This is a genomic window from Legionella navarrensis (assembly GCF_052527415.1).
The window spans coordinates 1-21746 of the sequence record NZ_JBNVZR010000010.1 but is presented as its reverse complement, the minus strand read 5'-3'; the positions used below and the strand labels follow the sequence as shown (position 1 = coordinate 21746).

Genomic DNA, 21746 nt, shown 5'->3' with positions numbered 1-21746 from the left:
CTTAGAATATGTTTTCTGTAGTTATTTCAGCAGCCAACATATAGGATGCTGTATCATTACTATTAATTTCAATATTAACTACTGTACCGGGAAACGGGGCTATTAATTTTTCAGTTTTAATTTTACCCTGTTTCCTGCTCCAATATCCGCATTCTGACACAATTTGAATACAACCTCCATTAATGTCAATAAATTCACTAAGTAGCTTTAAACCCAGTCCTCCGGGCACTTGACCGCGCTTAGTTGTATTTCTATCAGATGTCGCCCAAATAATAGCTTCTTCATCTGTTAATTTTAGTCCAATATTATTTTGAATATTTTGCCGAATACCAATGCCTAAATCTACGATAGAAAAATTCAGAGTGTGGCGATTAGGGAAATATTGACCGCAACTAAATATCCCCAATTTTGTGTTAGAATGTGTTACTGAATTATTAAAAATTTCAAAAATATTTTTTTGAAATCTATTTCTCAGAAGTGGAGACATTGTTGGAATTTCAGGGCGCTGTAAAAATTCATTAACAACATATTCTGCAAAGGCACGATCATCCTTCACATCAAAACGATGATAAGAAATAGTCGTACCCCAGTTATCAGAAATTTGCCTGTAACCAAAGTGGCTAAGAAATCCATTTTTGGCAAGTATCTTTTCAATTTGAGAGGACATATTGGTGAATTGAATGGTGTTTAATTTATCTCCCAGGTTATAGAGAATCGCACCAAATGCAGCGCACATATCCGCATCAAACCAGTTGACATCTTGAAAATTTATTTCAATAGTCTCAAATAAGCATGCTTTTACTTTTGAGTTAAACTTAGCCAGTTCTTCATAGCCAGCTTTATTGTGCTCTATATTTTTGAGTATTATCTTCAAATTTTATCCCGCGTAAATTGCCCTGCAATAGGGCTATCTTTCTGTTCATCATCAATCCTGTTGGTTATAGCATGGCTATATGCAGATCATGATTTTGCATCTATCAAACACTAAAATTGATTGTAGATCAGTTAAGTTATTGTTTTCCTCATTCCCGCAGGCCAACGCCCTTATTTAATAAACGCATGTTAAGCCCTGTCAGCAACAGCAGCATCAGCACAATAATTCCCATGGACAGGCTTATGTCCACCTCCTCCTGACCAATCATCGCATGGCGCATGGCATTGACCATGTACAGGATAGGATTGAAATGCGAGACTTTCTGCCAGAACGGAGACAACATGCCCGTCGAGTAAAATACGCCACCCAGATATGTCAGTGGTGTGAGCACAAAGGTAGGAATGAGCATCACGTCGTCAAAATTGCGTGCCAGCATGGCGTTGGTAAAGCCGGCGAGGGAGAACACCGCTGAGACCAGCATAACCACCAGAATGCTCATAAAGACATGCTGAATCTCAAGCGTCATGAAAAAGCAGGAGATCAGAAAAACGAGTAAGGCAACGACGCTGCCGCGTATGACCCCGCCCATCACATAACCAAACAGTATCAGCCCATTACTCATGGGGCTGATGAGCAGCTCTTCTATACTGCGCTGAAACCGCAGAGAAAACAGGGACGTAGATACGTTGCCATAGGCGTTGGTGATTACCGACATAATGATAAGACCAGGCGCAATAAACAACGGGTAACTGATGCCCTGGATATCGCCAATCCGCTGACCAATCAGGCTGCCAAAAATCAGAAAATACAAACCTGTGGTAATCACGGGCGGTAAAAAAACCTGGCTGGATATACGCAGCATTCTGACGACTTCCCGTCGCAGCAGGGTATAGAGGGCGATTAATTGCTGTTTAATGGTCATGGCTAATCAAATCCATAAAGAGTTCTTCGAGACGATTGGTTTTGTTACGCAGGCTGTGCACGATAACCTGATGTTCGTTCAGTGTTTTAAACACATCGTTCAGACTGACCTGATTATCCACGCGCAGTTCGAAGGTATTGGCGTCTATCAGGGTGGCTTCAAACGGCGGAATGGCAAATGGCTCGCTCAGGGTGTTTTCCGTGCTGATGACAAATGTCTGATGTTTGAGGGTGCTGAGCAGGTTTTTCATGGACGTGTTTTTAATGATTTGTCCCTGATTGATAATGGCAATGTTTTTACACAGCTGCTCGGCTTCTTCCAGATAATGCGTGGTTAAAATGATGGTGGTGCCAGCCGCGTTGGTCTGAGTCAGAAACTCCCACATGCTGCGACGGATTTCGATGTCCACCCCGGCCGTGGGTTCATCCAGAATCAGCACCCTGGGCTGGTGAATAAGGGCGCGGGCTATCATCAGACGCCGCTTCATTCCGCCGGAGAGGTGACGGACTATGGATTTACGCTTGTCCCACAGGCCCAGCTGCTTCAGCAGCTCATCAACCCTGTCGCGAACAGCTGCCCGTGAGATACCGTAATATCCAGCCTGAGTCAGCAGTATCTGTTCACAGTTTTCAAAAATATTGAGATTGAATTCCTGCGGAACCAGGCCCAGGCAGGTTTTGACCTGTTCTGGCTGGGTATCCAGATCATAACCATGCACTCTGATGCTGCCAGAGGTTTTCGTCAGCAAGGTTGTAATTAAGCCGATCGTGGTTGATTTTCCGGCGCCATTGGCGCCAAGAAGGGCGAAAAAATCGCCGGATTTGACAGTTAGATCGATACCTTTCAGGGCATCGACACCATTGCTGTACGTTTTACGCAGTTGGCGTATTTCCAGTGCATGCATGACGACTCTTGAGATACGTAATTTAATGTGTATTAACATAGCATAGAATGGCGCATAACTAGAAGGATAAGAGGGGGTAGAACCAGGGCTGTCCCATCTTAATTTGAACTGAAGTTAATCAGTTGAGACGATCTGCTCCCTTCTCCCTTGAGGGAGAAGGGCTGGGGATGAGGGTGGTGGGTGTGGCACGGCCTGAATAAATACATTGAAATACGGTACTTGATTGGTTTATCCGTCTGTTTCCAGCTCATTTGAGTCTCATTAGCATAGAATGGCGCGTAACTAGAAGGATAAGATGGGACAGCCCCAGGGGTAGAACGAAGTATACGAAAAAATCTGTGCTCAGATTCAATCCGGGATAACTATTAAAAAACTATAGGGTGCAAATGATGCTGCTCATCCATACTCTCGTCATCCGAAGACGATTCAATATCCCGACGCAGGCTTCTTAATCTTTTGAGCAGGTCAGAGTCTATGTCAGAGCATTTTTTTTTAGTTGATCCTCATCGTCTCCAGCGGCCACGGTTTTTCTCAGATTTGGATTTTTTATCCGCTCCAGCAATTCGGTTGAAAATGACGATACGGTTGGCATAGGCTTGAACAGTCTGCTGCTCTGGCTGCTGGATGATGCCGGCTGCTGCCTGAGTTCGGGTAATGGCGGTGCCAATGGAGGTATGCTTTGTGCTGGTGCGTCTGGAGCCGCGACGGGTTTCGGCGCTTCCTGCCTTGCTGCCTCAGGTGCGGGTAGAGGCATCTCCTGTACAGGCTCGATGCTTAAGGAGCTGGCCGGCTCTGTGTGCTCAACTGTGTTGATTACATTGTTTAATTCAGAGATCAACCGCCTGACGTGATCGAGCCGCTCAAGGTTGACCCTTGTTCTGGACAGCTGCTCCTGTTGCGCGAGATGCTCGCAGCGTTCTTTTAACTCTGCATTCTCCTGTTTCGCGGCATCAAGCTGTGTATTCACGACCGACAGCTGTACTTCGTAAGCGTTTTTGGTCAATTCAAACGCTTTTTGTAATTGATTCAACAAATCCAACGGTGCTAACGGATCCAGGTCTATCGAAAATTTGAAAAATGGGGAAAGTCTGTCCGTTTCAGCCTGCCAGGCACTCATGAACTTATGTAAGGTCTTTGCAAGAGCCGGTGCATCATAAAGCATGGCTATGGCTGTCGTAGCGAGATAGCCGATAACGGCACGATCCGTGAATGACTCCCGGTTGTATTTAATGGTCAGGTACAGGGCGGTCAGCAGATTACAGATAGGTTCGTAACGAACCCCGTTTTTAATATAACCGGCACCGCCATACTGGTAATCTTTTATAAACTGCTCGAATGACTCTATAAAACTGTCCGTGATAGCCATGCCTGTCTCCCTGAATTTCTTCCCACATTTAATACCACCAGGGAGCAGGCGTCAATCAATCGTGATGACTCACAGGCTTGCTTCGGCCATCCTGGCAGATTCGCCGCTCACTGCCGGGATTTCAAACAGGGGTACTGGTTCAACTGAAGCAAGATACCGACCCTGTCCCCAGACTACGCCCGCTTTGTTCAGGGCCGCCCATTGTTCCTCGTTCTCAACCTGCGTCGCAATAACCGGAATTTCCAGTGTTTTTGCCATCACGGTAAAATGACGGATAAAGGCGTCTTTGCTTTCGTTGTCAACCAGATCCTTGACGATGCTGGCATGCAGTTTAAAATAGTGAACAGGCAGATCCTCCAGATAGTCCATGGAACCAAAATGGATCCCGGCCTGATCAATACCTGCCCCAACACCGAGCTTCTGTAATTCCATAATACAGGCTTTAACGGTATCGGGTGATTTCATCATCAAGTCTTCCGACACGTCGATGCGTATGTTCCGCCTGAGCGCACCCGGCAGGGTGGACAGGGTTGTCAGGTATCCGTTCAGATTTTCTTTATCCAGAATGGTATTGCTTGACAGGGTCAGAGAGAAGGGTTCCAGCAACTGTGGATCCACGCTGTTCATGGTTTTCAGAATCATATCATCAATCCGCCATGCGAGACCCGCCTGTTCAGCGATGGGGAGCAGGGTTCCCGTACCAAATTCTTCACCCTGCGAGCTGATAATGCGGGCGTATAGTTTTCGATGTAACACCCGCTGATTGTTGGTGATGCACTGCCAGTACAAAGCCAGCCTGCCGTTATTGAGTAAATCGTCAAGCAGGTCAACGCTGGGCAATCCAGCGGCATCATGGAATATATGCACGGCATTTTTGCCTGTCCGCGCGATTTGTAAGGCTTTGTCTGCCTCACTTAACAACGAATCCAGCGGCTGTAGAAAACGGCAGGGGGCTCCGCCAATATAGGCTTTGCAATGCCCGACTTTTTCCAGGCGTTCCGCCAGATTCTGTTGCAGACTGACTACGGCATTGGTCAGTTCATCTGCATCGCGTGCCAGAACCAGAATACCAAACTGGCTGCCACCCACCCGGGCAATACAGGATGCCGGAATGATTTTAATGAAGCTGGAAATAGCCTTGTGTGCTTCGATAATCGTTTTATCGCCCTGCACATAGCCTTCCTTCTCATTGAGTTCCCTGAGTCCGTCAACGGCAATAAAGAGCAGATAATAAGGAACAAAATCCTCAACATCACTGATCAGTGCGGTAACCTGATGCAGGAAAAAACGGCGGTTGCCAAGCCCTGTAAGTGGATCCTGAAAAGCCTGTTGTCGCAGAACTTCAACCTGCCTTGACTGTTCCTGGAACAGAGCCTGTACTTTGCGTACCATCTTATTCATGGCCAGCGTCAAATCGCGCAACTCAGGTGTAGCAGGGATAGCGCTTTGTATGTTGTATTCGTCATTGAGCAGATTACGAGCCTGAGAGGTGGTTTTGCGCAGAGGATTGAGTAATTTACTGACAAAGATTAAGACCAGGGCGCTGGCCAGCGTAAGTGAAATCAGGCTCCAGGTCAGCAGCTGCAGACTGTAGGTCCAAAGGGATTCAATGGCCTTGTGATTGTCAGCTGTGACTTCAACCACGCCGTCTGGCTGCCCATTGCGGATGACGGGGATGCTGGCTGTTGGCATCGGCATGGCGGTCAGTGAGGCAAACAGTGCCGGGGCTTTGATGCCTGCCGCTTCGTGACTCATGGCGCTGTCCACGGAGCCACCTGCGTCGCGTACATCTATTCGTGCGGTATCACCATGATCAATTCGTCTTTGCATCATGCTGCGCAAATGATTTTTGTCCAGCTGTCGTTCGTGGCTCTCAAGCGCGCTGGCCAGAACAGTCGCTGTTTCTTCCGTGTTGTGCTGCATTTGACCAATATAAAAACTGCGCGCATTTTGAAAGGAAAGCGCTATCATACCCGCGCAGGCAATAAACCATACAACCAGTACCCATAAGGCAATTTTTTTTGAAAGATTCATAATCGAAGCCCGTCCCTGTTGCCACGTTTATTCATCTATATGCAATTTTTGCGCCAGTGTGTTACCAGGCCGTCCGCAGAGAGCGCGCCTTCATCCAGCCGGCAATACTTAGCCGGGTTTGCCGGGTCTCACAGACTTCATGCGGCAAATCGCTGCGAAAACAGATCAGCCGATTGCCCGTGGGCATGACATCAGCCAGCAGGCTATCGTCGTGATCGTAGAGCCGCAAATATCCACCATAGTGCTCCTGCCAGTTTTCGTTGAGGTAATAAACGCAGGAAATGCGCCTGTCATTGTTGTTGTTAAACTGGTCAACATGCTTTTTGTAAAACGCGCCTGGCGGATAGATGGCAAAATGCGTTTCAAAATCGCTCAGCCCCAAAAACAGCTGCTGGTTTAAGGCGGTAGAAATAGCGCTCATGGCTTGAAAATAGGCAGTAATGGTGTCATTCCCGCTGCGTTCATCCAGCCAGTAACGTTGATCGCGTCGGATGGTCTGGTTGTTGACCGCCTGCTGGCTGCTGCCAATTTTACCTTGTTCGTACTGGCCACGTTCAGCCAGGTCGAGGGCTAAGCCGCGCAAGGCCTCGGCATACATCGGCGCAAGGAAATCATCAATCAGATGAAACCCCTGCTGATGAATATTGTCGACCAGTTGCCTGTAGCAAATCATAATAAAGTCACAGCGAATGGAAAAAGCGAATTGTACGTCAAAGCGCGTATCTGCGGTAGCATGGGCCTGGGTTCAATGGCACTACCTTAAGGAATTTTGGATAAAATTTACCAAGCCTACGTCCCGCGACTTGTTCGCGGGATCCATGAATCTTGCTCTGTGCGTAGATTTCTGGATCCCGCGAACAAGTCGCGGGACGTTGGAGGATAGGATTTTATCCTTAAGGTAGTGCTATCAGGCCTTGGTCAAACGTCAGCGGTTTGCCGGAATACAAGGGCTGTCGATGTATTGCCCGTTAATTTTCAGTACCATATTAACGCTTCGCCGTTGATAATGCGCCAATTGATCAAACTGTGCCTTGCTAAGGTAGCCGTAGCTGTTTCCGCAATACACCAGCGATGAAGCCTGTGCCGATGGTCGGACCTTGAGCGGCAGATCGCAATCCCAGCGAAAACGGCTTAAATCGCAGTTGGCCTGTGCCATGCTCAGTGGTGCCAGGATCAACAGTAAAGCTATACTATGATTTTTCATGAGTTGTTACTCTGTTTGGGTTTCTGTCTGTATTATCGACCAGAACAACAGAACCTTTAGTGCCATTGCAATACCCAGAGGGGAGGAGTGACATGTCTACCGAAATCATGCTGCAAAAGCTGCGAAGTGGGGATTGTTTGTATGTTCAGGAGTGGTTGGCATCTCTTCAGACCCGTTACGCATTGCGTGACGATCAATTTAATTCTGATACCTTGCTGCCACTGGCCACCTATGAACTGCTCAATCATGGCTTTTGCAAAGAGGACGAGGTCTTAATCAGGGTACTACATGCCATGATCGATGAGCCAGATTTGTATGATCTGTCCGGAACATCCAGTTTTGCCATCGTTACCCTGATCAGCGCGTCACTTAAATGCCTGGTGTATCTCGATGCTGGTTTAGGCAACTATTATCAAGGCAAGGCACCGGACATATCTGTTTCTGCCTGGATGCATAGAGAGCCTCCTGATTTTGATTCTCTGGCAAATGCCCGGGCAGTCGGCAGAAAAATAAAGGCGCTCGATGAGTCTATCCCGGTCTGCCGGGCAAATATTATGAGAAAACGCAGCTGTCTGAGCCTTTGTCAACGGTATCTTACTCAGCTACAAACGCAGGGTGTGCCGGGAATGCAGCGTGATATACGCCTGGGCGTTCTGAGTGCGCTGAAGGACATGCTGGAGTGTTCACTTGCCATGACACCGGAACTGGAAGAGAGCATGCGGGGTTTTATCGACAGTCTTAAAAAACTCGAGCCAGAGCCGTGGGAAAATAATATTCTGCTTCAGCTTTTTCCCCCGACGATTGCGGATAAATTCCGTTTTTTTGCGTGGGATCTTTTCAAATCGATCGCTGGATTTCCTGATGAGCCGGCCGAACCGAAGCTCCTCGACTATTCCACTGAGACACCGTCAAAATCGGTATAGATGAATGAGCGCAGCACGAATCTTAAACTTGCTCATGCGCCAGCAGCGCCTGCTTAAAATGTAGAGCATCTTCGCGTCCCATATAACCACCAAGACCTGTTTTCGCCACCACGCGGTGACAGGGTATAAACAGAGCGATGGGATTTTTTTTACAGGCCTGTCCCACGGCACGCGGGCTGGATTGCAGCTTAGCGGCCAGCTCACCATAACTGAGCGTACGCCCGGCAGGGATAACCATCAGGGCATTCCAGACGCGTTGCTGGTAAATACTCCCTTCGGGTTTTAGAGACAATTGAAAACGATGATTCTGGTTAGCAAAATAGCAATCAAGCTCCTTGCGCAGTAATTGATATTGTGCGCAGGGAGCCTGAGACAAAGCAGGTGTATCTGAAAAAACTGCCCGATAAATATAATGCTCATCAAACGTTACGTTAATCCAGCCCAGAGGCGTGTCAAACGCGTAAGTTTCGAGCGTCATTATTATCCGTTGTCTTTTTTGGAAGTCAGTTTTTCCTTGATACGGGCAGCACGGCCAGCCAGATCACGCAGGTAATACAATTTCGCACGACGAACATCACCACGGCGTTTGACGGTAATGCTGTCTACAACCGGGCTGTATGTTTGAAATACACGCTCAACACCAACGTTGTGAGAAATTTTACGTACGGTGAACGCAGAGTTCAGGCCGCGGTTACGCTTTGCAATGACAACGCCTTCAAAGGCCTGCAGACGCTCACGCGTACCTTCTTTTACCTTGACCTGTACCAGAACAGTGTCACCGGGATTAAAGTCAGGAATGGCTTTGCCTTGCATTTGCTCGGCATTCAATTGGTCAATAATGTTCATGGATCACTCCTAAAATTGGCTCTTCCCTTTAATCAGGAAACGCCGTGTTCGCGTTTAAACTCGACAAGTAATTGCTTGTCTGACTCATTCAGTTCTGTCTGTTCCAGCAAATCCGGGCGTTTCAGCCAGGTTGCTCCCAACGATTGTTTTCGTCGCCAGCGCATGATATCCCGATGGTTTCCACCGAGGAGCACCGCTGGTACGTCCATTCCGTCTACTGTGGCAGGCCTCGTGTAGTGAGGGCAATCCAGCAGGCCGTGCATGAACGAATCCTGTTCGGCGGATCCGGCATGTCCCAGGCTTCCTGGAAGCAACCTGAGAATGGCGTCTATAAAAACCATGGCGGCCAGTTCGCCACCACTCAATACGAAGTCTCCGAGTGACCATTCTTCATCGACGTAGCGATCAATGATCCGTTCATCAATGCCTTCGTAGCGCCCGGCAATAAAAAGCAGGGCCTGTTTTTTCTGTGCCAGACTGTTCAGATCGGCCTGACGAATTACTCTGCCCTGTGGGCTAAGGTAAATCGTTTTGCAATCGATCGGCATCGTCTGCTTCGCGTGTTCAATCGCTCCCTGCAAAGGCTCGTACATCATAACCATGCCAGGACCGCCACCATAGGGCTTGTCGTCGATGTGACGCGAGGCTTTATCTGACCAGTCACGCGGGTTCCAGTGATCAATTCTGGCCAGACCCTGTGCAATGGCTCGGCCCGATACACCCAGTTCTAAACCGGAAAATATCTCGGGCAGCAAACTGATTACGCCCAGATGCAGCATTAAAAATCCGGATCCCAGTCAACCACAATCTGACCTTTGTCTGTGTCTACACTCAAGACAAACCGCCCGGGTAAATACGGAATCAGCATCCGTGATTCCCCCTGAACAACCAGCACGTCGTTGGAGCCGGTTGGCATTATCTCAAGTACCTTACCCAGTACATCGCCCTGTTGATTGATGACCTGCAGACCACAAAGCTGGTGCCAGTAATAGTCACCTTCTTCCAGTTCAGGCAGCTGATCGCGCCGAATACCAATTTCAATGTTGGTCAGACTGGCTGCCTGCTCACGTTCGGTATAGCCCTCAACCTGAACAAGGATATGCTTGTCTGTCACCTCGGTACGGGTGATATTCAACGCCTGCCACTGGTGATTAATCAGCGCATGCCAGTTGCTGTACCTCAGGATATTGTCGCGTGGCTCGGTAAATGAAATCACGGTGATGAGACCTTTGATACCATGTACCTTACCGAAACGGCCTACAACAATCCTGTCTACAACGTCACTCACATTATGCCGCAGCTGCAGTTTTGCCAAATTCCTTAACCAGCGATTTTACGCGATCAGACAATTGGGCGCCGTGACCAAGCCAGTGATTCACTTCATCCATTTCCAGGTGCAGGCGTGTTTCCTGACCACGGGCAACAGGGTTGAAGTAGCCAACGCGCTTAATGTAATTTCCATCACGGCGTTTGCGGCTATCGGTAACAACGATATGGTAAAAAGGGCGTTTTTTGGCGCCAGCTCTTGATAAACGTATAACGACCATTATTTTCCTCTTAGGAGTGGTTACGTAAAAATGCCGTGTATTGTACGAAAATTAACTCGGCATTGGAAGGGTTTAATGTAATTATTTCAGGTCTCCCGGAAACATTCCTTTCAGACCGCTTAAACCACCCAGTCCACGCATCATTTGTTTCATGCCGCCTGGCTTGGTGAATTTTTTCATCATCTTCTGCATTTGTTCATACTGTTTGAGCAGACGATTGACGTCCTGGATCTGTGTGCCGGAGCCCTGTGCTATTCTTTTCTTGCGTGAGCCGACGATAATTTTAGGAATCCGTCTTTCGCGAATGGTCATGGAGTTGATGATGGCAATAGTCTGAGCCATGGCCTTGTCGTTCACATGATTCATGGCATTTTGCGGAAGCTGACTCAATCCGGGCAGTTTGCTCATCATACCGCTTACACCGCCCATATTGTTCATCTGCAGCAGCTGTTGCTTGAAGTCTTCCAGGTCAAAGCCTTTGCCTTTCTTCAGTTTTTTCGCCAGTTTCTCGCTGGTCTGTTTGTCGGCCTTGCGCTCCACTTCTTCAATCAGCGTAAGGATATCGCCCATGCCGAGGATTCGGGAGGCTATCCGGTCTGGATGGAAGGGCTCCAGCGCGTCAATTTTCTCGCCACTTCCGAGAAACTTGATGGGCTGACCTGTGATTTGTTTGACCGACAGTGCCGCACCGCCCCTGGCATCGCCGTCTGTCTTGGTCAGGATAACGCCGGTGAGAGCCAGCGCTTCGTGGAAGGCCCGGGCTGTGTTGGCGGCGTCCTGTCCGGTCATGCTGTCGACCACAAACAGGGTTTCAACGGGATTTAAAGCCTGATGAAGCGCCTTGATTTCATCCATCATCTCGCTATCGATGTGCAGGCGGCCGGCGGTATCGAAAATGACTACGTCCATGTACTGCTTTCTGGCGCTGTCAAGGGCACGTCTGGCAATATCAAGAGGTTTGTCGTTGATATCTGACGGGAAAAAGGCCACGTCAACCTGTTCTGCCAGCAGGCGAAGCTGCTCGATGGCGGCAGGGCGATAGACGTCGGCGCTGACCAGCATGACCTTTTTGTTTTCGCTGTCTTTGAGGTAGCGGGCCAGTTTGGCAGAGCTGGTGGTTTTACCGGAACCCTGGAGACCGGCCATCAGGATAACCGCTGGCGGCTGGGTTTTAAAATCCAGCTCAGCACGGCTGTCGCCCAGTAAATGCACCAGTTCGTCGTGAACAATCTTGATGAGCGCCTGATCGGCCTTCAGATTGATGTTGACTTCCTGACCCAGGGCCTTGCTTTTAACCTGCTCAATAAAATCCTTGATGACGGGCAGGGCAACATCCGCTTCCAGTAGCGATTGACGAACGTCACGCATGGCCTGCTGGATATTTTCTTCCGTAAAACGGCTCTGGCCTGTAAGCGCTTTGAATGTGCGCGTCAGGCGTTCGGTTAAATTTTCAAACATGATATGCCTGTCTGTTGAAAAAAAGCCGATTATAACACAGAGCGTTGGGGCTGTAACGATTATATGATTTGTTTCTACCCGGCAGGGGAGGCTTCGTATATATCGTGCTTTTTTGTTATGATGAAACAGATGATAACTTAAGGAATATAACCGGTGCATTTTCCCTTGATTTCTCTGCTGATCGTGTTGCTTATTCTGATTTTGGTGTCCGGTTTTTTTTCCGGTTCTGAAATTGGCATGATGTCGCTGAATCGTTATCGTTTACGGCATCTGGTGAAAAAAAAGAATAAACAGGCAATGCGGGTATACAACCTTCTGCAGCGGCCAGATAAGTTGTTGAGCGTGGTGTTAATTGGCAACACTCTGGCAAATATTGTCGCGTCTACCGTGGCCACCCTGATTGGTCAGAAATTATATGGCAGCTTAGGCGTTGCGATAGCAACCACCATTTTGACTCTGGTTATTCTGGTGATATCTGAAATGATGCCGAAAACACTGGCGGCCATGTATCCGCAGCGCATCGCCTTTGCCGCCTCGTTTCCACTGATGATTCTGCAGAAAGTAATGGCACCGCTGGTTTACATCACCAGCCTGATGAGCAATGGCCTGCTGCGTTTGTCGGGTGTTACGCTTGATCAGGCGCAGCGTGAAGTTCTGACGGGTGAAGAGCTGCGCTCGGTCGTGAATGAAGCGGGGGTGCTTATTCCGCGTGAGCATAAAGGGATGCTGATCGGTCTGCTCGATTTGGAGCAGGCTACCGTGGAGGATATTATGATTCCGGTAGCCGATATTATTGGTATCGATCTGGATAAGTCCTGGCCGGAAATTCTTGATCAGCTGGAAATGTCGCAGCATACGCGCCTGCCGCTTTACCATGGCAGCATTGACCATCTGGTGGGCATGGTTCACGTCCGTGATGTGCTCAATCTGTCTCTTGAAGAAAGCCTGGATAAGGACAGTCTGTTGAAGATAGCGCATGCTCCTTATTATACGCCGGCTGGCACGGCGCTGAACGCGCAGATCCTGAACTTCCAGAAAGAAAAAAAACGCAGCTGTTTCGTGGTCGATGAATACGGTGAACTAAAAGGTTTGATGACCATGGAAGATATTCTGGAGGAAGTCGTCGGTGAGTTTACCACCAATATTTCGGCCCTGAGTAAAGACATTATTCAGCAGGAAGACGACTCCTATATCGTGGACGCCAGCATTACACTGCGAAATTTAAGGCGTCTGCTTGGCTGGCAGTTACCCATGATAGGTCCTCGGACGCTTAGTGGCCTTATTATTGAGCACCTTGGGTATATTCCGCCAGCTGATTGCTGCCTGCGTATCGAGTCGTTTCGTATTGAAGTATTGAAAGTCAGCGATAACATGGTAAAAACCGTGCGCATGCAAAAGCACGGCAAACCAGCGCCATCAACGCCCGCTTCTTAATCCGGACTGATTTCTCTTGTACTGATTACAGGCGATGTGAACAGGTAACCGCCGTTTCTGATGGTTTTAATCAGCGCAGGCCGTCTGGCATCGGTTTCGATCTTTTGCCGCAGGCGGCTGATTTGCACATCAATACGCCGATCAAAGGGATGCAGATCGCTGCTTTTGGTTACCTGTAATAAAAACTCGCGTCCCAGCACACGCTGCGGCTGTCGGACAAACGCAAATAACAAGTCATATTCACCTGCGCTGAGCGTCAGTTCACGCTGCTCGTTGTCAAACAGCTGTCGCGATGAGGGATACAAACGCCAGTTGGCGAACTGGATGACTTCCTTATCCTGTTCACGTTCTTTTACCGAGCGTTGCACGCGTCGACTGATTGCGCCAATACGGGCATGCAACTCGCGCGGATGCAGCGGTTTGATGAGAAAATCGTCGGCCCCGGCTTCCAGCATATGCACGCACATGTCCGCGTTTGCTTCGTTGCTGATGATGATAATGGGCAGAGTGAATCGATTATAAAGGCTTTGCAGCTGGCCTGGATCGTCTTTCAGCAGCGCCCAGTTAATCAGCAGGGCCGTAGCTGTGATACCCTGTTTGTCCAGATAAGCCAGATTGTCATAGTAGTCAATCTGGAAATCGAACTTAGAAAAATAATCATCGAGTTGTTCGTCTCTGGGATCTTTATCAATGATGATCAGATGGTTTCGAGGCGAGAGCATACAAATTTTCCTGTGCGCTGTTAATTCGCAATATTATACATTTTGTCTCTATTATTGCGAGTGTTTCAATATGTTGCCCCAGTGCTGAACCATCTTAATGTGAACTGAAGTTAAGACAGGACAGGGCTGTATGTTGCCGCAATCCTCTGTTTCTATTATCTGTTAATCTGAGAATGCCATGTTGATGTTCTTGTTTGCGCCACTATGGTCTTATAAAGATCTTTCTGTGCTATAGTTAAAAAGCTGTCGAAAGAACAGGCCAGGAGGCTCAAGGATGACAAACAAGCAGTCAACGCTGTTTCCCTGGTTGATGGACGACCACTACCATGCCAGGGCACTGGTAACTTACAATGTCAGATTACTGGATGCACGCCTGCATCAGTTAATGGCTCCGGTCTGGCGGGATGGTACCGGTTTGTATAATCAGCCTGCCAGTCTCCTGGATCAATTACTGAGCTGCTGTGCGGATCTCATCAAACGCTATGAGTGTTTGCTGGAGTCACCATCAACGGAAGCGGCTGTTTCCAAATTGAAATTTGAACCCGATCTGTCAGGGTGCTATCTGAATATTCAGCACATGAAACAACGTATGCGGGCGGCGCTTTCCGCTGATGAGGAAGAGCGTTGTGCGAGCGATTTGCTTCATCACTACAGGAACCTGGAGACCTTGCTGCTTGATTTCAGACAACTTAAAAAACACCATGAGCAGCTGCCGAATGCGTCGGCGCCTGAGGGCCGGCAGCATGAATCTATCAACAGGCTGCTGGCAGCCAGACACTGGCGTGACTGGCTGATGGCCATGGTCTTGTTTGCACAGGAGCAGTGGGAAAATGCCCAGGGCTGCCGCAACCAGCTTGAGCAGTTGAGCGACCCGGCGCTGCTCAAACTGTATCATCTATTCGATCAGCCGGATTATATTTCTCTCATTAACAGCCTGTTTCTCTATAAAATCAACCCGCAGTCACTATACGAGCAGACATTACATCCCGAAAAACTCATGTCAGTGCAGTCGCGTCTTGGTTTGATGCATGCATTTATCGAATTTGTACAGGCCAGCATCACGCAGGTACTAAGGCAGCGTGGCTATCATGCCGCTCATGACTATCTGTTGCATGGAAACAGCATGCCCAGCGGGGTTACGGTTGATAACGCACTCTCTTTTCGGGAAGGAATAGCCGAGGCGGTCAGAGAGTGGAAGGGAAGCAGGCTGCTCACTCAGAACGAGAACACCATGCCGGCGGCTATGGACGAGTTATTCCAGGCCTATAAATTCTGGTTTAATCCTTGCCGGCTTATTGATGCCGTTATGAAGCTGCAACAGCAGTTGACGGTAAACAGTCTGAATGAAACCACCAGAAGCGCATTATTTTCGTCTCAGCTTCGTCTGATTTTTTGTCGGTTAACGACGGCTCAATGCCTTGATTTGTATGGGTATTTTTCTAACAAAAGCAGCTGTTATCTCATGCGCAGTCTGCTGGCCGTTATACATGGACAGGTCAGCGGATTTTTTCCTGATCTGGATGATTCAGACAGACAGGCGGTCCGTCAGGTATATAACGCACTGGATTGTCTTATGAATACCCTGATAGACGAGCTGCGTGGACGTCATATTCTGGCCAGGGCCTATGAGAGAGAGGGGCTGGATGTGAAACCGGGACGCAGGATTGTTCAGGCCCTGCAGCGGATTCTCTACGTGTATGCGCTGGATTGGGAGAAAAAAAATGAGTGTCTGGATCAACTTTTTGATGAACTGGATGATTTAGGCTGAGGATAAGCCGCCAGATCGCGGGTATAAAACTGACGCAGCTGGCTTAGCATGACCGGGAAGGGGGATGAGTTCATAAAGTCGGAATCTGGATCGTCTGACCAGGCTCCGCTATCAAGGTTCACCAGCACAGGGATATAATTGCTGTCATCGGGGTATAAGGCGAGCAGCCATTCGTTGTATTTTACTCCATATAGCTTCATGGCATTAATAGCGGCAAACCTGTTGTCTTGAATTTCAATCAGCTTACTGACCGGATTGATGCCATAGAATAGCCTCGCGTAATGTACCATCTGCTCAGGCTTCAGATTTTGGTTGGGCATCAAACCGCTTTCCATCATCAGCATGCGATTTTGCACCGGATTACGGTGTTGCGTAATGCTCGTCAGCAGGGACAGCCCATCGGCTTTTTCTTTCAGTTGAAACTGAAAGTAGTCCGCGACCGTGGGGGCTATATCAATTAAGGCCACCGGGGTATTGAACGTCGCTCTGCTGCTGTCCATCCTGCCGTTTTTGAACAGCTTGAAGCCTAACAGACATTTGAACTGCGCCGGGCTGAGCAGATCGGAACCGTGACCGCCGCTTTTATCAAGTTCGGTTGCTGTTTTTCGCTTAAGATAATCCGCGAAGCGTCCATCTCCCTTACCCTGATAAAGCTCAGCCCTCGTATTTCGACTGCCAGGCGTATACATGGCTTCCCCATGATCGCTGAGCAGGATCAGCATACTGTTTTCCAGAATCCCTTGTTGCTCAAGAAATGTTAATAAACGTCCAACCTGTTCGTCGACCCCCCGAACTGCCTGGTCATATAGCTGTTCTCTACCCTGCTGATTAAAATCATAGGTCAGCTGTGCTACGGGGGACGGGGCCCAGGCGTAGGGCCAGTGAGGCAGGGTAAAATGAACAGCCAGAAATAATCCGTTTTTATTTTTATTTTGCCTTATTGCAGACTGTAGCTCGCGATCAAAGGTGGAGGGATAGTAGGAAAAAAAACTGGCTCGATTGTCATAGTTATAAGGTACCAGCCATTTTGCGAGAGGGGTATTGATTAGAAAATTACTCAGAGGAAAGTCGTAAAACGTCCCTAAAATCATATCGTAAATACCCGGTTTGGGGCCGATGATGTTATCGAATCCAAAATCGGTGTCGATGTTGTTAAAGCGCCTGTCATCCGTTGCAAAGAGTGTGTAATAGCCTCGCTGCTTAAAATTCCAGGCAAAGCTGGCATCAGTTTTGATGTTATGCACAGAATAAAGGTTTTCACGCGCGCCATGGTTTAGGGCGTAAAGTCCCGTCAACAGGCTGGCCCATGCAGGCGTTGTGCGGGCAAGGGGGCTGATGGTGTCCTTGAACTGAACGCTCTCAGTCAGAAACCGATAGATATTGGGGGTATCCTGCGCATTAACGCGATCCGTGTTTAATGAATCAATTCCAATCATGACGAGATTATTCTGGGGGTTAACCGTAGCGGACGAAGGAACGGTGCCATGTGGGAACAAGACAGACAGTATCAGACAGCCGCCTGCCAGCATCACGTAATGTGGTTTTTGCCTGGCGCAACGCCACAGGCTTAATAACGACAGCAGAAACAACAGGCCAATTGACAGCAACATCAGTGCCTCGTTAAAAACGGGTGGAAGTCCTATTTCAAACGGGCGGCTGAAAATACTTAATGGATAAAAATAGCGGTTCGTGCTGATGATGGCAATTAATGAGACGATAAAAATGATCGCGTGCCAGCGTTCACTATTCACTTTGAAATAATCCACACCCCAGAGCAAGGCCGTTTGCCAGCCCGATAAAACAAGGGAAAGCATGATCTGAATTCCCAGTGCAGCCAGCAGGCCAAAATAAACGGATGTGGGATAAGCGATGCTGAGGAAGGGGGTACTGTTGAGTAGAAATATGAGTATTAGTTGAATAAAAAGAAGGGAGAAATTATAGAACACAAAGTAAAAAAACTGAGTTTTATACGAGCGCGTTCTAGTCATTCTCAGGCTCAAGGGTGTTGTTTAAATGCCAGTTATAGACATAATTATCAATACCATTAATATGTTGCAGCTGATTCAGCAAAGGTTGTCTGGCAAAAAATCGCAAATGAGTGATGACGTCTTTCTGGCTGCCGCCAAAATCGTCGACAAACCAGTTATATATCTTGGATACGACCAGTTTGCCTTCTATAACCTGAACACCGCGGAACGAATTGATGTATCGGGAGGCCGCTTGATTCAGCTGTGTTTCAATTGTGTCACCACGCCAGGCCTTGCGGCTCAGATTGGCCGCGCCAATGCAGGCGTTGTTTAGGGCATAATGTGTTCGTGGATCGTTCCAGATTGGACGAATAATGCGATTCTGAATGTCATCCAGCGACATGCTATGGCCGTTTACCGTCAGTAATTGCGCTCCCCATGGGCCTACACTGAACAGGCCTGGCGATATGTTGATTTGTTCAACACTGCTGATAGGATAATAATTGGCTACCGTTCTGACCGTCTGGGCATTATACAGATTGATCCAGTAAGCCAGTTGTTCCGATCGATTGTAATGTCGGATATCAATCGTTGAGAGTTTATTGATATAACGACTCAGTAGATCAAGGTCGGCCTTTTTCAGGTCGGAGTAGTCAATCAGATTAATGCCTTCATCACTGGTACTGACGTGAGCATCCAGAAAATCCTGCCAGTCATCGTGAGAAATAGTTTCCTGCGACAGAGGATTATTCACCAGCCAGATGGGCCACAGGTTTTTATTAAACGAGGCCAGTGCGTTTCCAGATACTCCGGCAAGGCATAAGGCCAGAAAAAACAGCAAAATAAGACGGCGCAGACTACGCATGTACAAGCGCTCGATTACGAAGTGCACTGCCGATGGTTGTTCCATCCAGAAACTCCAGTTCGCCTCCCGAGGGAATACCATGCGCCAGCTGACTGACTTTCACGGGCTGCTCTCGTAACATGTCACAGATAAAGTGTGTGGTCGTCTGTCCTTCAACCGATGGGCTTAATGCGAGAATAATTTCCTGAATCCCATGTTGAACAATCAAATCGTACAGGCGCGGTAAACCAATGTCATCAGGCCCCATCCCATCCAGCGGTGAAATCTTGCCCATAAGAACAAAATAATGACCGGAAAAAGCGGCGCACTGCTCAATGGCGGCTACGTCAGAAGGACTTTCTACAACGCACAGTATCGATGGATCACGTGCTGTGTTCTGACACAGGCTGCAGAGGTCATCTTCGGTGTAATTGTTACAGCGCTGGCAATGCCCCAGTGTTTCCATAGCCTGTTGGAGGCAGGCGGCAAGCTGCAGGCCGCGCTGCCGTTGATGCTGTAACAGATGATAGGCCATGCGCTGCGCTGACTTAGGGCCAACGCCAGGCAGGCAGCGCAAAGCGGCTATGAGTCGACTCAGGGCATCCATTCGATCGGTTACTCTTTATCTGAGTCTTTCATCAGATCGCCAGGAATGTTCAGACCGGCGGTCAATTTGCTGATTTTCTCACGTGAAGCCACTTCAATTTTGCGGGCAGCATCATTAACCGCAGCAGAAACGAGATCTTCCAGCATTTCAATGTCTTCTTCCAGAAGCGTGGGAGCAACGGTTGTTTTCAGGACTTCATGACGGCCGTTCATTTCAATTTTAACCATGCCGCCTCCAGATTGACCAATAACGGTTAATTTGGTGAGCTGCTCTTGAGCTTCCTGCATGCGTTGTTGCATTTTTTGGGCTTCTTTCATCAGGTTACCCAGATTTTGATTCATATCCATGCTAGACCTCGTAATTTAAGTTGTGGTAAATAATTATACATCATATCAGAGCGGTTCGATAGAATTTTTGACCAGCTCTGCAGAGAATTCCTGTTGTAACTGCTGTAAAAAAGGATCATTCTGCAGGCTGCTTTCGGCATTTTTCTGGTTGGTGTCCCGTTCAACCTGTTTGATTTGAGCCGGTGACGCCTGCGTTGCCTCGTCATACTCCATTGAAATTTTGATTGTTTCATTGTAATAGCCTGATAAGGCCTGCGCAATTCGTTCGCATACACTGGAAGTAAACAGCGATTGATGTCCCTTGGACACTCTCAGCGTGAGTGTATTTCCAGAGCGCCCTACCATTTCTGCGTTTTCAGCGGCGGTTTGAGTCAAACCACTTAATTTTAATTTGCCAAGAATATGAAGCCAGCTTTCATCATGTCGCGGCATTTCCTGAATAACGACATCAGGAGTCGGCGCAACAGGTGCTGATTCAGGAAGCTTGACTTCTTCAACAGGTCTTACGACCGATTCTTCAGCGGCCGGCGGCAGCGTGCTGCCGGGATGTACCCGCCTGATTTCACAGGCCAGGGCAGGAACAGGTGCCAGAGATGCCGGCCGAAAGGCAAGCATTCTCAGCAGGGACATTTCAAAGCCAATCAGCAGACTGGGAGCCAGATGCATTTCATCTCGACCTTTCAACGCTATCTGATAAAACAGCTGTACGTCTTCCGGGCTCATTTGTGTGGCCAGGCGCTCGATATTGTCATCGGCCTTTAACAGAGGAGAAGGAGAGTCACCCAGACACTGGCATAATGTAATTTGATGCAGGCAGTCGAGAAGCTCGTCGAATACATAGGTGTAATAACCACCCTCGGAGGCAATCTGCCGGCTGAGTGCAAGAACCTGTCGCGTATCCGTATCACATAAGGCCTGCAGTAACTGTCCTGCATAGTCTTGCTGGGTGTATCCGAGTATGGCTCTGACTTCGCTGGCAATCAGTCGATGCTCAACACTGGCAATAGCCTGATCCAGCAGACTGAGCGCATCACGCATACTGCCCTGGGCCGCACGTGCCAGCAGTAACAGCGCGTCCTCGTCAAAGGGAATATTCTCGTCCTGCAATATAATACTTAACTGCGTCTGGATGATATCGACAGGTATGTGTCTAAGATGAAACTGTAAACAGCGAGACAATACCGTGACCGGCAGCTTTTGCGGATCTGTTGTTGCCAGCAGAAACTTAACGTGCTCAGGTGGTTCTTCCAGTGTTTTCAACAGCGCATTAAAGCTGTGCTGGGAGAGCATGTGGACCTCATCAATGAGGTAAATCTTATACCGTCCCGACGTTGGGGCGTATTGTATGTTTTCCAGAACATCACGGGTGTCTTCAACACGTGTTTTGGATGCGGCATCAATTTCTATCAGATCAATAAAACGCCCCTGTTCTATGGCAATACAGGCTTCACATTCCAGACAGGGTGTCGAACTGATACCTCGTTCGCAGTTAAGCGCTTTGGCCATGAGTCGTGCAACGCTGGTTTTTCCAACACCACGTGTTCCAGTGAATAGATAGGCATGGTGAAGGCGTTGCTGGTCGAGAGATTTGATTAGCGCTTTATTAATGTGCTCCTGCCCGATCAGTTGCGAAAAGGTTCGGGGTCGCCATTTACGCGCAAGGGCCAGATAGCTCATAGGATTTCATCAAATTGGGTGGCGGCCTTAAGAGCCTTGCCGGGCGCTCGAGTCAACTGTTACCGCTGCTCCCTTCCGGGCCTGACGGGGTTCACAGTCTATCGACGCCAGGGGACCAATAAGGCCACCATGACTGAACAACGGAATCTAACAGAAAAAAGCGCAGGTGGCTAGAGTCTGCTATAATAAAAATGAAAATTCGTTATATCACCGTCCTGCAGACCAATTCGTGATTTAACCAGTGCCTGAAAAGATAAATACATATAATGGTAATTTCAGCAGGTCAGCGCTGTTGCAGATAA

The 21746-nt window shown here is 48.4% G+C and carries 22 protein-coding genes and 1 other RNA gene; 3 read left to right on the top strand and 20 right to left on the bottom strand.

The window, feature by feature from the left end:
• Position 1: 1 nt before the first annotated feature.
• The 7 genes from ACQUTA_RS07335 to ACQUTA_RS07305 all read right to left on the bottom strand — a co-directional run bounded on the left by ACQUTA_RS07335 (position 2) and on the right by ACQUTA_RS07305 (position 7304).
• A complete protein-coding gene (locus ACQUTA_RS07335) occupies positions 2-874 on the bottom strand; it encodes a hypothetical protein (RefSeq protein ID WP_444987581.1) in 873 nt (290 codons plus the stop codon).
• Positions 875-1022: 148 nt separating this feature from the next.
• A complete protein-coding gene (locus ACQUTA_RS07330) occupies positions 1023-1796 on the bottom strand; it encodes an ABC transporter permease (protein ID WP_444987580.1) in 774 nt (257 codons plus the stop codon).
• Entirely contained in the window at positions 1786-2700 is a 915-nt protein-coding gene (locus tag ACQUTA_RS07325) for an ABC transporter ATP-binding protein (RefSeq protein WP_444987579.1), read from the bottom strand. Before ACQUTA_RS07325 ends, ACQUTA_RS07330 begins: the two co-directional genes overlap by 11 nt.
• Before the next feature lie 472 nt (positions 2701-3172).
• Positions 3173-4066, bottom strand: a complete 894-nt coding sequence (locus tag ACQUTA_RS07320) for a hypothetical protein (protein WP_444987578.1) — start codon at positions 4064-4066, stop codon at positions 3173-3175.
• A 69-nt stretch (positions 4067-4135) separates the two neighbouring features.
• Positions 4136-6100 (bottom strand): EAL domain-containing protein, encoded by a 1965-nt coding sequence (locus tag ACQUTA_RS07315; RefSeq protein WP_444987577.1) that lies wholly within the window; start codon positions 6098-6100, stop codon positions 4136-4138.
• Positions 6101-6161: 61 nt separating this feature from the next.
• Complete coding sequence (locus ACQUTA_RS07310) at positions 6162-6773, bottom strand: 2OG-Fe(II) oxygenase (protein ID WP_444987576.1); 612 nt, start codon at positions 6771-6773, stop codon at positions 6162-6164.
• Between the two features lie 252 nt (positions 6774-7025).
• Positions 7026-7304, bottom strand: coding sequence for a hypothetical protein (locus tag ACQUTA_RS07305; protein ID WP_444987575.1), 279 nt, complete (start codon positions 7302-7304; stop codon positions 7026-7028).
• 92 nt (positions 7305-7396) lie between these two features.
• Here ACQUTA_RS07305 and ACQUTA_RS07300 point away from each other — a divergent pair, with 92 nt between their 5' ends.
• Positions 7397-8227: a helical bundle domain-containing protein gene (locus tag ACQUTA_RS07300; protein ID WP_444987574.1), complete on the top strand. Its 831-nt coding sequence runs from the start codon at positions 7397-7399 to the stop codon at positions 8225-8227.
• Between the two features lie 22 nt (positions 8228-8249).
• Here ACQUTA_RS07300 and ACQUTA_RS07295 read toward each other — a convergent pair whose 3' ends face one another.
• The 6 genes from ACQUTA_RS07295 to ffh all read right to left on the bottom strand — a co-directional run bounded on the left by ACQUTA_RS07295 (position 8250) and on the right by ffh (position 12078).
• Positions 8250-8705, bottom strand: a complete 456-nt coding sequence (locus tag ACQUTA_RS07295) for a methylated-DNA--[protein]-cysteine S-methyltransferase (protein ID WP_444987573.1) — start codon at positions 8703-8705, stop codon at positions 8250-8252.
• 2 nt (positions 8706-8707) lie between these two features.
• On the bottom strand, positions 8708-9073 hold the full coding sequence (gene rplS / locus ACQUTA_RS07290) for a 50S ribosomal protein L19 (protein WP_444987572.1): 366 nt from the start codon (positions 9071-9073) through the stop codon (positions 8708-8710).
• A 32-nt stretch (positions 9074-9105) separates the two neighbouring features.
• Entirely contained in the window at positions 9106-9852 is a 747-nt protein-coding gene (gene trmD / locus ACQUTA_RS07285; RefSeq protein ID WP_444987571.1) for a tRNA (guanosine(37)-N1)-methyltransferase TrmD, read from the bottom strand.
• Positions 9852-10361: a ribosome maturation factor RimM gene (gene rimM, locus ACQUTA_RS07280; RefSeq protein ID WP_444987664.1), complete on the bottom strand. Its 510-nt coding sequence runs from the start codon at positions 10359-10361 to the stop codon at positions 9852-9854. The genes trmD and rimM overlap by 1 nt, the downstream gene beginning before the upstream one ends.
• Before the next feature lies 1 nt (position 10362).
• Positions 10363-10620, bottom strand: coding sequence for a 30S ribosomal protein S16 (gene rpsP / locus ACQUTA_RS07275; RefSeq protein WP_444987570.1), 258 nt, complete (start codon positions 10618-10620; stop codon positions 10363-10365).
• 81 nt (positions 10621-10701) lie between these two features.
• The gene (ffh, locus tag ACQUTA_RS07270; protein WP_444987569.1) at positions 10702-12078 is read right to left on the bottom strand and encodes a signal recognition particle protein; all 1377 of its coding nucleotides are present in this window, start codon (positions 12076-12078) and stop codon (positions 10702-10704) included.
• A gap of 153 nt (positions 12079-12231) precedes the next feature.
• Between ffh and ACQUTA_RS07265 the strand changes: the two genes are divergently transcribed.
• A complete protein-coding gene (locus ACQUTA_RS07265; RefSeq protein WP_444987568.1) occupies positions 12232-13512 on the top strand; it encodes an HlyC/CorC family transporter in 1281 nt (426 codons plus the stop codon).
• Here the strand turns inward: ACQUTA_RS07265 and ACQUTA_RS07260 are convergent.
• Positions 13509-14234: a winged helix-turn-helix domain-containing protein gene (locus tag ACQUTA_RS07260; protein ID WP_444987567.1), complete on the bottom strand. Its 726-nt coding sequence runs from the start codon at positions 14232-14234 to the stop codon at positions 13509-13511. The two genes, ACQUTA_RS07265 and ACQUTA_RS07260, sit on opposite strands and share 4 nt — an antisense overlap.
• Before the next feature lie 274 nt (positions 14235-14508).
• Between ACQUTA_RS07260 and ACQUTA_RS07255 the strand changes: the two genes are divergently transcribed.
• Positions 14509-16002, top strand: coding sequence for a hypothetical protein (locus ACQUTA_RS07255; protein WP_444987566.1), 1494 nt, complete (start codon positions 14509-14511; stop codon positions 16000-16002).
• Here ACQUTA_RS07255 and ACQUTA_RS07250 read toward each other — a convergent pair.
• The 6 genes from ACQUTA_RS07250 to ffs all read right to left on the bottom strand — a co-directional run bounded on the left by ACQUTA_RS07250 (position 15969) and on the right by ffs (position 21565).
• Positions 15969-17990: a sulfatase-like hydrolase/transferase gene (locus tag ACQUTA_RS07250; protein WP_444987565.1), complete on the bottom strand. Its 2022-nt coding sequence runs from the start codon at positions 17988-17990 to the stop codon at positions 15969-15971. The genes ACQUTA_RS07255 and ACQUTA_RS07250 overlap by 34 nt on opposite strands.
• A complete protein-coding gene (locus ACQUTA_RS07245) occupies positions 17983-18834 on the bottom strand; it encodes a DUF547 domain-containing protein (RefSeq protein ID WP_444987564.1) in 852 nt (283 codons plus the stop codon). The genes ACQUTA_RS07250 and ACQUTA_RS07245 overlap by 8 nt, the downstream gene beginning before the upstream one ends.
• A complete protein-coding gene (gene recR / locus ACQUTA_RS07240; RefSeq protein ID WP_444987563.1) occupies positions 18827-19420 on the bottom strand; it encodes a recombination mediator RecR in 594 nt (197 codons plus the stop codon). Before recR ends, ACQUTA_RS07245 begins: the two co-directional genes overlap by 8 nt.
• An 8-nt stretch (positions 19421-19428) precedes the next feature.
• On the bottom strand, positions 19429-19767 hold the full coding sequence (locus ACQUTA_RS07235; RefSeq protein ID WP_444987562.1) for a YbaB/EbfC family nucleoid-associated protein: 339 nt from the start codon (positions 19765-19767) through the stop codon (positions 19429-19431).
• 45 nt (positions 19768-19812) lie between these two features.
• Entirely contained in the window at positions 19813-21444 is a 1632-nt protein-coding gene (gene dnaX / locus ACQUTA_RS07230) for a DNA polymerase III subunit gamma/tau (protein ID WP_444987561.1), read from the bottom strand.
• A gap of 25 nt (positions 21445-21469) precedes the next feature.
• Positions 21470-21565, bottom strand: an RNA gene (gene ffs, locus ACQUTA_RS07225) — signal recognition particle sRNA small type.
• Positions 21566-21746: the final 181 nt, after the last annotated feature.